The sequence below is a fragment of the Streptomyces sp. NPDC101151 genome, from assembly GCF_044768335.1.
Taxonomy (GTDB): Bacteria; Actinomycetota; Actinomycetes; order Streptomycetales; family Streptomycetaceae; genus Streptomyces.
On sequence record NZ_JBIWPP010000021.1, the window covers coordinates 44,852 to 58,493 of the forward strand.

Consider the following 13,642-nt stretch of genomic DNA (forward strand, 5'->3'; position numbering starts at 1 on the left):
TGGGCCGGTCTGACGGTCGGCCGCGAGTCGGTGTATCGATCAGGCGGCCTGACGGCGGGTCAGTGCAGAAGGAAGAACAACTCGATCTCCGCGGTGCCGGACGGGATGCCGGGGTCGGTGTTGTGGTAGCCGCGAATGATCTCTTTGTGGTACTGCGGAAAGAACTCCGGCGCGGCGGAGGGCAGGAGCCGGGCGACGGCTTCGGCGAAGGCCGTACTGGTCCCGGTGTCGACCGCGCCGCCCGGGAACCGGCCGGCGTTGCCGAAGACCATCACGAAGGCCGCCCGCTTGCCCCGGAACTGCCGTATCCGGCGGGCCACTTGTTCACGGACGCTCGCGGCGGCACGGGCTGAGCCGCCCATGAGCGCCTCGGGGTCCGTGCGCACCGTGATCGATCGGGTGTGGGGGTCCAGTCCGCCGCTCGGCGGCGGACCGGTCGGTGCGGAGGTGGAGGGACCGGGGAGCGTCGGTCCGGACGGCGACGGTGTGCAGCTGGGGCCTGCCATGGCGCAGGGATGGGGCGGGTCGGCCCGGTCCATCGTCTCACCGCCCAGGGCGACGACCACCATGACCAGCAGCAGATCGGCGAAGAGCCATCCTGCCGCCTGCGCCCCCGTCGTCCTCGGCGGCCTCATCGGTCGACCTCTGCGGCCGGCTCGGAGATCCGCGGGTCGTCGGCGGGCACCGGACGGCTCAGGGAGACCGTCGGCGGTGCGGACGCCCGCGCAGAAGGCATGGGTCGCGCCTGTGGGCTGGAGGGCGCCGGCGACGGCTGCTGTGCGGAGGCCGCGGGCGGCGCCTGCGGTCGGGAGGGACCATGTGGTTCCTGCGGTGCGGAAAGCGCCTGCGCTGCCGGCCCGGTGGAAGAGGTCCTGGGCAGCGCGTCCACGAGAACCCGCAGGGCGCCGTGCACCTGCTCGACGGTCTTCAACAGCCGGTCCCGTGCCTCGCTCTGGTCCCCCCGGTGGGCGAGGGCCGCTTCCCGCATCTCCGCGATACGGGCGGCCAGTTCGGCCGTGACCGTGCGGACCTCATCGCGCAGGGAGACGGCCAGGGCCGCCACCGCCAGGTCGTAGGCGTCGCCGATGTGTTCGGCGCCCTCGGTCGCCGCCCTTTCGAGGGCCGCCGGAAGGCCCGTCAGCGTGCCGTGAAGACCGTCCAGCGTGGCGGCGAGGACCTGGGTGGAGTCGGCCGTGGAGGCCCGCACGGCGGCGAGAGCTGCTGTCACTTCCCGTACGGCTTGACGCATCCACTCCGCGGCGCGTTCGCCGGCCGCCTGGTCCCGCTCCTGTGCCTCGAGCGCGGCGCGGTCGATCCGTTCGGCAGTCAGCTCCCCGGCGGAACCGATCCGTACGGCGGCCAACTCGCCGGCAGAACCTATCCGCTCCGCGACGAGCCGGCCCGCCTTGTCCACGCCCTCCGCCATCGCGGAGCCCGACCTGGCCAGTTCCTCGGCCAGCCGACGGGTACCGGCCGCGACCTCGTCGGCTGCCCGAGTGGCCGAGCCGACGGACGTCCGGACGTCCGTGGTGCCGGCCCTCAGTTCGGCTACGGCCGACTCCAGGGCCTTGACGGCCGCCAGATGCTGCTCCGCGGCCGTACTGGCCCCCTTCAGCAGGTGTCGTGCGCGCTCGTGGACACGAGTCGCCTCGCACAGCAGATCCCGGAGGCCCGAGGCCGCGCCCTGGAGCTCCTCGGCGAAACGCGCGGGGGAGGCGTGGACAGTGCGCACGGCCAGTGCCTCGACCTGGACGAGTGCCGCGGAGAGGCGGGAGACGAGCCGCTGCCGCTCGGCCTCCTCCGCCGCTTCCCTGAGGCGGCCCAGAACGGTCGTACCCATCAGCGCCAGCAGAGCGACGACGGTGTAGACGACCATCGTGTCGAAGCGCAGGACGGGCCAGAGGTGGCCGTCGAAGCCCTGCTGCCACAGAGTCAGGAACGAGCCGGACGGCCCTGTCCCGTCCTGCCCGGTGGCTCCCGAGTCCCGCATCCGCTGGTATGCGTAGGCCGCGGCTCCGAGCCCCGCCCAGGTGACCAGCAGTGGGGCGAAGACGAGCACGGAAGGCAGCGCGGACAGAAGCCGTCGCCCTCGGGCGCCCTCGGCCGAGGGCGGAACAGAGAGGGCGTCGGGTCCGCAGTACGCGGTGACCAGTCCGCCGCCCGCCCACGGACGCAGTTCGTCCTCGCTGCTCGACTGCACCGCGTCCGCGAGCCGGGCCAGGGCCGCCGCGTGCGCCGCGCAGCGCGGGTGGCCGGCCAGAAGACGCAGTTCGGCGGCCAGGCGCTCGGGTTCGTGATGCGTGGGGCTGGGTGTGGCGCTCCCCTCGTCGGCCAGGGCGTTGTGCCTGCGCCGGCGCGCCCGTGACCTCCCCCATGTCTCCAGCCGCCCCATGCTGCTCCCCCCAGCCCTGCCTGGAACCGGTCTGAAATATGCCATTGAACAGCGGCACACAACCAGTCGTATTGCGGAATTGGTTTCGGGGGCGTGCGGTATCCAGTGTTGTGCGCCGCTGCCCGAAGATGGGGACTCCGTGAGGAAGAAGAGTCCGCAGGTGACAGGCGTGAACGCTTCTGCCAGAAAGGAAGTCGCTCGACTTTTGAATTGCTTTTCAAAGTGTCGCTGTTTGACCGTTCTGCCGATCGATATGTGTCAGGGGCGGCCAGTTGAACCCACGGTCATATTCCTGACCGCGACTTGGCGGCTACGGTCGTCAACCTGGCGTTCCCCGGAGACGGCACGCAGGGGAGGGAGAGCCATGACCACACCTACGGAGAACGACGCCGACGGGACCGGAACGGACGGGGAGAATCTCGCACGGCTGACGGGACTCCTGCTCGTCGAGCAACGGGGAACCGATCCCAGCGCCGCCCCGCCCGGCGTACCGTCGGGGGCGACGGCCGCCGCACGGCTGGGGCCCTGGCTCGCCCCGGCGGCCGCACTGGCCGCCGGAGAGCCCAAAGCGGCACTGATCCTCCTCGACGAGCGGCCACCGGACGCCTCCGGCCTCGGGTCATCCTGTCTGTCCCCGCTCTCGCGGGCACTGCGGACCGCGGCGATCGCCATGGACGGCACGTGGCATCCGGGCGGCTCGCCGACGCACCTTCCACCCGTCGCCCAGCAGGCGCAGTTCGCCGCCCGAACGGGAATCGAGGCCGCCGTCGCGTCGGTCACCGACCCGGGACTGAGGCTCTGCGCGCACCTCGCGGGACGCGTCACCCCCGTGCTCCTCTCCTCCCGTACGACCCTGGGGCACGCCATGTGCGCGTTGGCGGCCCAGGAGCGAGCCGCCGCGTACGGGGCGCGTGCCGACTGGGACCATCAGGACCTCTCGGCCGGGCTCAGGGAGCCGCTCGCCTGGTTCGACAGCCTGTACGAAGAGATCGCCGCCTCCCACCACGAGGAGGCCGCAGCCTGCCATCTGCTGCTCGCCGCGGACCTCCGTGTCCGCGCCGGCGACCCGCAGGCGGCCCAGCCGCTGCTGCGGCACGGGCGGCAGTTCGCCTCCCGAAGCCACGCAACCGCCGGACTGGACGCGCTGCTCGCCGGTGACTGGGAGCTGGGCACACCGGGAACCGCCGAGCAGTGCGCTCTCCAGGCCGCCGCGCCAGACGCACGGGCGCTGATGCGGGCACAGGAGCACTACCAGCGGGCCGACGCGGCGTACCGGGCCGTGCTCTCGCGGCGCGGCCGTGCCGCGGCGCTTCTGCGCCTCGCCCATGTCGAGCGCCTCCGCGGCAGCCTGGACGCGTGCAGGGAAACCGTCGAGCGGGCGAGGGCACTGGCGGTGGCGGCCGGTGACGGCGCATGTACCGCGCTGCTCCGTGTCCATCAGGCGCTCGACCTGATCCAGGCAGGCGCCACGTCCCGGGGGCGAGCCGACCGGGCGGCCGAGGCGGAGACCGAGGCCGCCGTCGCCTGGGCCACGACGGCAGGCAGCACGTCCTGGCTGCGAGGTCTGCGACAACTCGTCCTGAATCGCTCCGAGTTCTGGAGCGGACAGGGGGACGTCGTCCGCGCCAGGAGGGCCGCCCTTCTCGCTGAGCGGCTCTGCCCGGGACCCGAGCGGGACGACGCGGCGAACGCACGGCCGGCGGGCATGGCGAGTGTCCCCGCCCCGGGCGTCTACGTGCGGGCCAGGCACCGCCTGGCGGGCATTGTGCTGACCGACCTGGAGCAGCAGGACCACCTGCAGCGCGTTCTGCGCAGCGGCGAACGGGGCGAGCCGCCCAGCCTCGCGGACTGCCTGGGCCTCATACAGGCCGCCAAGATCCTCCACGATCAGGCGTCCGCGCTTCGCGACCCCGATGTGATGGCGGCCTCCCGCGCCCGCATCGAGCTCGCGCTGCGTATCGGCACCGACTTCCTGGCCGACGTCGAGCCCGTGAGCGAGGTCCTCGACGTGCTCGCCTCAGACCTCGCATCCTGCGCCGCACAGGAGACACTGTTCCGCTCTCGGCGGTCCCGTGCGGCCGGCCTGGAGGGAGAGGCCGACCTCCTGGCACGGCGGGCCCTGGACGCGGCCGAGCAGATCCCGGACGAGACGTTCCGACGTGTACTGCGCTGCGCGGCCCACGTCGACCTGCGTGAATGGCACCGGGCCAGGGCTGAGATGACGGCGGTCGAACCACGCCTCTCCGCCGTCCAGGCAGCCGCTCTCTGGCTGCGACTGCACCGCCCCGAACGCGCCGCTGCTCACGTGCCGTTCATCGACGCCGGCTCCACCCCCGGCGCCGCGGACCAGAGGCACCCCTGGGAACAGGCGGCGATCCGGGCGGACCTGGCCCTGGCCCGGGGACTGTACGACCAGGCCGCCGGCCACGCCGGACAGGGGCTCGACGCCTATGAGGCGCACCAGGTCAGGCTGGCCCGCGACGCACTGCGTGCTTCCTTCGCCGACGACCCGGTGGTCGCCGGCCTGTACCACGTCGCAGTGCTCTCGTCCCTCTGCCTCGGCGGCCCCGACGCGGCGGCCGCCGCCTTCGCCCAGGCGGAGCGCGGCCGGGCCGGATTCCTGCACACGCTCCACGCCCTCGACACCGCCGGCACGGACCGGGCCGCCCGCACCGCCGTCAGGGAGTGGCTGGTCGCGGAGGTCCACTGGTCCGCGGAGTTCGAGGACCACGCGGCCGCCCTGGGCGCCCGGGCGTTCCCGCTCGGGCCCCGGCCGGCACCGGACGTCGGCGGTCTCCCCACCCGGGGGCGTCCTGCGGAGCACGTCCCGGCGGCCCCCGGCGCGCGCACACATCACGCATCCGACGCAACCGCGGCAGCGGTCGGCGCAGCCAGGGCCCGGGCCCGCACGGACCGGGCACCCCGGGAAGACCGACGCGTGCGCATCCAGGAGGCCGAGCGCGTCCTGGACGCCGCCGAGACGCAGGTGCGCAAGCTCGTCCCAGCCGCGCTCACCGCATCGGGCAAGGGCGCGCTGCCGGACGCCGCATCCGTGGCCGAGGCCCTGCCCTCCGACACCGTCCTCCTCACTTACCACTCCTTCGACAACACCCTGGTCGGTTGGGCGATGACCCGGCGAACACTGGTGAGCGACCGCCAGACCCGGTGGGCGCAGTCCATGGTGGCGGCCGTGCGCCGGTTTCACAGCTGGTGCTCGGCGGCGGGTGGCGGGCGCGGCGGCGAAGCCGACGGACGGGAACTGGCCGAACTGCTGCTGCGCCCCTTCGCCGCGCTCCTGCGCGACCACAGGCGCGTGCTGGTGGTGCCCCCGGCCATGCTCTCGCTGCTGCCCTTTCACGCCCTTCCCTGGGACGGGGACGTCCTCGGCGCCACCCACGAGGTGTCCTACCTTCCTTCGGCCTCTCTGGTCACCCGCCTGCGCCGCACGCCGGACAGGCCGTGGTCGAAGCTGCACGCGCTGCTGGTCGGCGGTCCCGCCACCGACCCCCGGCTCGGGCTGCGGACACTGCCGGGCACCGTCGCCGAGACCGCGGAACTCGCCCGGCTGCTGCCCCGCCACCGGCTCCTGACCGCGACGGAGGCAACCCGGAACCGGGTGCTGGAGGCCGCCTCCGACTGCCAGGTGCTCCATCTCGCCACCCATGGTCTCGTCGACGAACTCGCCCCCAACCGCAGTCGGCTGCCCCTCGCCGGTGACGATGTCCTCGGCATCGCGGACCTCCTGCGTGCCGCCCACGAGCCGCAGCTGCTCGTGCTCTCCGCCTGCGACACCGGCCGGGGCACCGCCACCGCGGGCGGCGACGTCCTGGGACTGACCCGCGCCGCCCTGATCACGGGAGCCCGGCATGCCGTCGTCTCACTGTGGCCGGTCCACGACCGTACGGGCTGCCTGGTCATGACCAGGACCTACCGGTACCTCCTCGAGGACCCCGCTGTCTTCGTCGGCTCGGCGCTGGCACGCGCCCAGCGGGCGGTGCGCGACCTGTCCCGCGCCGAACGGGACGAGGAGTTCGACACGCTGGTCCTCCGGGCCGGGACCCGCCCCGGACAGCCCTCCTGGGCCCGCTCCTCGGATGCGGCCAGGGACAGCGACACGCTGTGCACGGACGCAGACGACCGGCATCCGTATCACTGGGCGCCCTTCATCCACGTGGGGGTTTGAGATGACGTTGCGAGCGCTGCTGATCGGCGCCCAGACCTACGGCTTGACCGGTGTGCACGCCGACGTGGAGGTGATGGCGGACGTGCTCGGTGCCCGCGGCTTCACCGGCCTGCGGAGGTGCGTGGAAGACGACGCCACGTACGGGGGCATCACCGAGGAGATGAACCGGCTCCGGGCGAACACCCGGCCGGGTGACGGCGTGGTGGTGTACTACTCGGGGCACGGGGCGCTCCTGGGTGAGCTGCAGTACCTCGTCCCCGTCGACATGGGTGACAGCACCCCCACCGACTTCCGCGGTTATCTGGCCGAGGAACTCACCGCCGCCGTCCGGGCGCTGAGGGAGCAGACGCCGAATCTCACCGTGATCCTCGACTCCTGCCACTCTGGCGGCGCCGTGCGGGAGGCGGCGTACGAGTCCGGGCGGTGGGCCCTGAAGTCGGTCGAGCTGCCCACCGTCGACCAGGACGCGGGACTCACCCGCGCGGCTCGACTCGCCCGGCCCGGGGACCCGCTCGTCCCCGGCGTCGTCCGGTTGACGGCATGTCTGCAGCACGGTTCGGCGTACGAGGCCGAACTCGTGTCAGGCAAGGGACGGCAGGGCGTCTTCACCGCGGCCCTGGCCGAGTTCCTGCGCCCGCACACGCACCCCCGTGTGCCCTGGTCGGTGCTGATCGCCCGCATCCGCGACCGCATCAAACAGCAACAGGTACGCCAGTGGCCCGAGGCGGGTGGGCCGTCCGGGCGGTTGCCGTTCTCCCTCGACGAGCCCGCCGAGCCCGAACGGCTCCCGCTGGTGCGATGCGACGGCCGGTTCACCGTACCGGGCGGCGCCGTCTTCGGTCTCGGCGTCGCGGACCAGGTCAGCATGGTGTTCCCCGGCAGTGGCACGCGGCACGGCGGCGCCGGGACCTCCATACCCGCGACCGTGGACGAGATGAAGGCCGGCGACGCTCTCCTGCGCCCAGCGCCGTCTGCCCTTTCGAGCCCTGCTGCCGGCGACCTGCGCACCGCAATGCTGCCCCCCGGCGCCCACGCGCTCGCCGTACGCGTCCACGACCGCCGCCGGGTCCTCATCGACGCCGAAGGCCTCTTCGCCGACGCGCTGCGCAAGGAACTGGCCCGCTGCCCACGGCTGGCGGAGACCGACGACGCTCAGGAGGCCTTCGCCACCGTTCGCGTACACGACGGAACCTGCGAGGTCCTGAACGCGGAGGGGCTGCCCTTCCGGGACCTGTCCGAAACGGCCCACGCCGGTCCGTCCGGGCTGATCGCTCTACTGGAGGAGCTCGCCCGGGGTGAACGCGTACGGCGTCTTGGCGACCCGAAGGGACCGAGCCGCCTGGAGGCGGGCCTGGACGTCCTGATCGAGGTCCGGCAGCCCCCCACGCGCGGGCACTGGCGCGAACTGCACGCGGTCGGCGAGCGGCTCCACCACGGCGACCAATACCGGGTCACGGTCAACAACCGTTCCGGCGCCCCACTGTGCTTCTGGGTGATCGGTGTCGGACTGAGCGGCCGCACCACTCTGGTGACCAACGACCAGCCCAGCGGCTACCGTCTGGAACCCCATGGCGCCGAGCACCACGGCACGCGCACCACCCGGCCCGTCACGATCTACTGGCCGCACGACGTACCCAAGCTGGGTCCACGGCCGGAGACCATCCACGTCCTCGTCGGCGACCGCGCGATGGACCTCAGCGGTCTGGCGTCGCGCGAACGGTCCGTGCACACCGCCGATCCCACCCTGAGCGCGCTGCTGCAGGACGTCTGGGAGGGCACCCGCGACCAGATGCTGGAGGTGGGCGAGGAGTTCCACTACCGCGTACATACCGTGCACGCGGACGCGCTACCGGAGCCGGAAGACAGGCGCCCATGATTCACCTGCCCCCGACGGTGCGCCGGATCCAGGCGGACCGCAGCGCCAGGCAGCAGCGGTGGGCCGAAGCGTACGGCCTGTACCGCGAAGCCGCCCGCGCCTACCCCCAGCGGGTGCTCGCCGCCGCCTGCTGGCAGGATGCCGCGGGCATGGCCGGCCGGCTCGGCCGCTACTCCGAGCAGGAAGACTGCAGCAGGCGCAGCCTCGCCCTCCTGAACGGCACGGTGCTCAACACCCCTCTGGTACGCAGGACGCGGATCAGAGCCCTGCTGGCCCTGGCCGAATCCCTCTACCGCACCGGTGATCTCACCGGCGGGGAGGAAGTCGCCCGCCGGGTCTACGACATGGCCGCCGGGAAGGACGCCGACTTCGCCGCCGAGGCCTTCCACCGGCTGGGCCAGGCGCTGATCCTCCGGGGACAGGTCGGCGGTGCCCTGACTGCCTTCGCCCGCGCCGTCGAGACCGCACGGGCCGGCGGAAACGGGCTGGAGGTGGCCCAGGAACTGGTGAGCCTGGGTGTCGCCGCCGCGACGGTGGGCGACAACGCCACCGCCCGCGACTGCGCGGCCGAGGCCGAACGGCTGGCGCGGGCGTCGACCCGAAGAGAACGCACCACGGTGCTGACCTCCGCCCTCGGCTTCCGGGCCCTCGTGCTGCGGCGCGAACTGCGTGGTGAGGAAGCGGTCGCGTACGCACGCGAGGCCCTCACACTGCTGTCCGGCCCGGTCGGCCGGCAGGACGTCGCGGTACTGGCGCAGTCCCGTGAACGGCTCGCGACCTGCCTGCTCTCCTGCGACGAACCGCAGAAGGCGGCCGAGGCGATCGATCTGCTGCGCCGCAACCACGCGGAGGCGGTCGAGCGCGGCGACGCCCTCCTCATCGTCTCCTCCGCCGCCAACATCGCCGGCGCCCATGCACTGGTGGACAGCATGGAAGAGGCGCTCGCCTGGGCGGAGCGAGCCGTGGACGCCGCGCGGAAGGCCGGCCAGGGGCCGCACATGGCCGCCTCCGCCCTGCTGACCCTGGGGACCATGCTGCAGGTGCGCGGAGAGCACGCCGAGGCCGACCGCCGATTGCTGGAGGCGGTCACGCTCTGGGAACAGGTACGCGCCACCGCCCGCGACGAGCTCGAGCACATCGACCTGCTCGGTGAACAGGCCCAGGTGTACCGGGCCCTCCAGCGTTGCCGGGTCGCCCGCGGCGACACCGACGGCGCGCTGGAGGCGGCGGAACGGGTCCGCGGCCTGCTGCTGGAACAGCGGCTCCTCGCGGGACGCTCCCCCGGCCCCGCCACGAGCCCTGGGCCGCGTACGGCGCCCAGGACCGCGCAACACCTGTCCGAGCAGGCCGCCCGCAACAACACGGTCACGCTCGTGTACAGCCTGCTCGGGCCCGCCCGCCCCAGCGTCCGCAGCAACGCCGCCACCGCCTACATCTGGGTGATAGCACCCGACGGAACACGAAGGCATCACGAGGTCGACCTTGCCACTGTGCGCGCCGCGATGCCGAGCGCCGTCGCTGCCGACGCGGCCCACTCCGGCGGCGGTACGGACAGGGCCACCGCCGCCGAGCCTCCCGAGAAGCGGCTTCTGCGGGCCCTGTCCCAGGGCACTGTGGTTCCGGACGCAAGCACCCGCGACAGCAGCCCGCTCGCCGAGCGAGACTCCCGCCGGATCACCGACGCGCAACTGCGCCTGCTCGCCGACGCGTTCCTGCGGCCGGTCGAGGACGACCTGACGGCAGCCGGGACGCGGCTGCTGGTGGTCGTACCCGACGGGTTCCTGCACCACCTGCCGTTCAACGCGCTGCCCTTGAAGGACACCACCCCACTGGTGGACCGGTTCACCGTGGCGGTGGCGCCCTCCGCCCGGCAAGGCCCTCGGGCCACCGCGCGCAGCCGGCCCGTCGAAGTACCCGCGTCCAAGGCCCTGGTGGTGGGAAACCCCGACCCGCCGACGCAACCTCTCATACCCGGGCTGCCCGCGCCCGTCCTGCGGGCCCTGCCCGCGGCCGAACGCGAGGCCCGGGACGTCGCCGCCCTCTACGGAGCCCGCGCGCTCCTCGGCGCGGAAGCCACCCACGAGGCCGTGCTCGCCCGGCTGCCGCGGGCCCGGTTCGCGCACTTCGCGACACACGCCCTCGCCGGTGAGGAAGTCCTTCGGATCCCGGGCGCGCTCTGCCTCGCCCCGAGCGGCACGCCCGATCCGGCCCGCGGGAAGTACGGGGACGGCGCGGACGGCTCGTACCTGCGGGCCGACCACATCGAGCCGCTCGACCTCACAGGCTGCCCGCTCGTCGTACTCAGTGCCTGTGAGACCGGCTGGGGCAAGCCTTCACCGGAGGGAAACCTCGGCCTGGCCCGTACCTTCCTGGCCGCCGGGGTGGAATCCGTGGTGGTTGCCCTGTGGCCCGTGGACGACAGGGCGACGGCCGATCTCATGACCGCGTTCCACCGGCACCTCGTCACGGGGACGACCACGGGAGAGGCCCTGCGCCTGGCCGTGTGCGACACCAGGCGACGTCACCTACGGCCGGAGGATTGGGCGGGCTTCAGCCTGCTGGGCAACGCCGATCTCCGGCTCCTTCCGGTGGCGCGGGCGTGAACTCCTGCACGGACGAGGCCCGAAGAGGAACGAGTGGCGGGGGCCCGGTGGCCGCCGACGGCCGCCGGGTCCCCGCGCTGTCCCCCGTGCAGCAAGCACGAAGACCACGTCCCCGCAGCAGTGCGGAATCCCGTGGGACGGCGTCAACCTCCGTCGGAAAAGCGGCCGTTCGTCCTTGCGCGGCGACTACGATGCCGTACGTCACAAGTGCCGGAGAAGCCCGAGAAGCCGGAGAGGTGCTGTGATGCCGGGCACGTACACGCAAAGCACGGAGTCCGCCGAGCGCTGGCCGCACGGCACCTTTCTGGCAGAGCTGGCCGGCTCGTCGGAGTCCGTCAAAACCCTGCTCTCCCTGGGGACCCTGCGGTCGTACGAGCCCGGCGAGACGCTGCTGACCGAAGGGTTGCACGAGACGTTCGTCCTGTTGCTGCTCAGCGGTGTCACCAAGGTAACCGCTCTCACGGAGGACGGGGACACAGCGCTGCTGGCCGTACGGATCGGCGGGGACCTCGTGGGAGAGTTCGCGGCCTTCGACAACAGACCACGCTCGGCCACGGTCACGGCCGCCGGCCGGGCGACGGCCCGGCGCATCGGACAGCGGGACTTCCTCGGCTGCCTCGACCGTCGTCCTGTGGCCGCGCTGGCGGTCAGCCGGATGCTCGTGCGCAAGAACCGGTGGTCGGTGCGGCGCCGCGGCGACTTCAGCGGTTGCCCGGTGGCGACGCGGGTCGCCAGGGTGCTCGTCGATCTGGTCGAGGACTACGGGCAGCCGTCGCGCGGCCGGTTCCTGATCGGGCCGCGGCTCACCCAGGCGGAGATCGCCGGACTGGTCGGGGCGAAGGAACGACGGGTCCACCACGTGCTGGGCGCGCTGGCCGAGCAGGAAATCATCCAGGTCGGCTACAGCCGCATCACCGTCGTCTCCCCGGCCGGACTGCGCCGGGCGGCACGGTTGACGGAACCGGACGACTGAGTGGACGACTGAGTGGCACCGCGGCCGGGACGTGCGACAGGACGGAACGGCCGGCCATGGCACAGGACATCGAGGGGGAACGGGACATGGGGGACCGCGAGCAGGACTCGGAGAAGCAGCACGATCGAGGAGACCGGCACGACTCGGGGCACCAGGACACAGGGCACCGTGAGGCAGGGCAACGGGACGTGGCGCACCCGGACGCAGGACACCGGGACACAGCGCACGGCGACCACGACGACGTACTGGCGACCACGGACCTGATCGCCTTCGACAGCGTGGTGGCCAAGGGGGGAGGGCACCCCGTGCACGACCGCGTCGCCAGTGCCTCCCTGGGGCGACCCCTCGGCTACGTCCTGCCCGGGGCCGGCGGTGGGGGCGGGGGCGAGGCTGAAGTGCACCGCGACATGCTTCTGTGCTTCCCCTTCGACCTGGAGGAACTGCCGGGCGGCCGCGGATATCAGCAGGTAACCCTGGGTGTGCGGTTCGACGACGGGACACACGCCCTGGCCCTGCAGCCGGCGCCCGGCACGACCGCTGCCGACGGAACGGAGATCGTCGCGTTCGGGCTCGGCCAGGACCGGCTCCGCTGGACCTTCCGTGCCCCGGGTCGGGGCGGCGCTCTGCGCCCAGACGGCCGCTGGGTCCAGGCCGTCGTCCGCGTACCGGCGACGGCGGAGGAAGTGTCCGGCCGGCTGAGCCTGACCACGGTGACTGTGCAATCGGTGCTGGGCGGGGCCTTCGTGCGCAGAGAGGCGGCGAGTCCGCAGGACACACGGTTCCGCCTGAGGCTCGCCGACGCCTGGCCGGCCGCCGCACCGCTCGCGCCCCACGGGGCACTCCCCGGGTCATGGGCGCTCGCAGGATACGAGGACGGCGCCATGCCGGACGGCGACGGCGAGACCGGCAGGGAGATCCACAGCGATGGCGACGGCGCTTCCGCCGACGGCGAGGAACTGCCCCCGGGGCTGCGGCGGCTCTGCCTCGCCGTCGACATCGAGAAGTACAGCGCCCGCGACAACGCCGACATGGTCCGGCTGCAGCGTGTCCTGCTGCGGACCCTGCGGGCCGCCTGCGCAAGGGCAGGCGTCGACTGGCAGCGCTGTGGCCGCCAGGCTCAGGGAGACGGCTATCTGCTCGTGCTGGAGCCCGGCATCGACGAGGTCAGGGTCGTCCCCAAGCTGCTGGACGGACTCGCCGCGGGTCTGGCAACCGCCAATGCCGCAGCCGCCGCCCACCTGCCTCCTGGCACGGAGCCGGACCGGGGCCCCGCCGTCGCCCGCGAGGTCCGCATGCGGGCCAGCCTGCACCAGGGCATCGTGCACGAGGCGGACAGCGGCTACGCGGGGTCGACGGTGGTAGCCCTCTTCCGCGTCCTCGACTCCGGTCCCGTCCGCCGCAGGCTCGCCGACAACCCCTCCTCCCATCTGGCGGTCGCCTTCTCCGACACGCTCTACAAGGATCTTGTGGCCATCGGTTACGAAGGACTGTCGGGGAACGGCTTCGAGCGGGCCGAGATACACGTCGAAACCAAGGGCTACACCGGGGTGGCATGGATCCAGGTGAGGCCGACGGGCCGTGGACGCGTCGGCGCCGTGTGAGCCCTCACCGGTCC

The 13,642-nt window shown here is 72.8% G+C and carries 7 protein-coding genes; 5 read left to right on the forward strand and 2 right to left on the reverse strand.

The annotated features are described in order from the left end of the window. Positions 1-59: 59 nt before the first annotated feature. Positions 60-635, reverse strand: a complete 576-nt coding sequence (locus ACIRU3_RS30950) for a hypothetical protein (RefSeq protein ID WP_404063085.1) — start codon at positions 633-635, stop codon at positions 60-62. Beyond that, positions 632-2,392 carry a hypothetical protein gene (locus tag ACIRU3_RS30955; protein WP_404063087.1) on the reverse strand — a complete coding sequence of 587 codons (1,761 nt, stop codon included), beginning with the start codon at positions 2,390-2,392 and terminating at the stop codon, positions 632-634. The genes ACIRU3_RS30950 and ACIRU3_RS30955 overlap by 4 nt, the downstream gene beginning before the upstream one ends. Before the next feature lie 364 nt (positions 2,393-2,756). Between ACIRU3_RS30955 and ACIRU3_RS30960 the strand changes: the two genes are divergently transcribed. The 5 genes from ACIRU3_RS30960 (at position 2,757) to ACIRU3_RS30980 (ending at position 13,628) form a co-directional block, all read left to right on the forward strand. Continuing rightward, positions 2,757-6,575: a CHAT domain-containing protein gene (locus tag ACIRU3_RS30960; RefSeq protein ID WP_404063090.1), complete on the forward strand. Its 3,819-nt coding sequence runs from the start codon at positions 2,757-2,759 to the stop codon at positions 6,573-6,575. A gap of 1 nt (position 6,576) precedes the next feature. Continuing rightward, positions 6,577-8,451 (forward strand): caspase family protein, encoded by a 1,875-nt coding sequence (locus ACIRU3_RS30965; protein ID WP_404063093.1) that lies wholly within the window; start codon positions 6,577-6,579, stop codon positions 8,449-8,451. Further along, entirely contained in the window at positions 8,448-11,054 is a 2,607-nt protein-coding gene (locus ACIRU3_RS30970) for a CHAT domain-containing protein (RefSeq protein WP_404063095.1), read from the forward strand. The genes ACIRU3_RS30965 and ACIRU3_RS30970 overlap by 4 nt, the downstream gene beginning before the upstream one ends. A 244-nt stretch (positions 11,055-11,298) precedes the next feature. Next, positions 11,299-12,027, forward strand: coding sequence for a Crp/Fnr family transcriptional regulator (locus ACIRU3_RS30975; RefSeq protein ID WP_404063098.1), 729 nt, complete (start codon positions 11,299-11,301; stop codon positions 12,025-12,027). Positions 12,028-12,083: 56 nt separating this feature from the next. Then, positions 12,084-13,628, forward strand: coding sequence for a hypothetical protein (locus ACIRU3_RS30980; protein WP_404063100.1), 1,545 nt, complete (start codon positions 12,084-12,086; stop codon positions 13,626-13,628). The last annotated feature ends 14 nt before the right edge of the window (positions 13,629-13,642 follow it).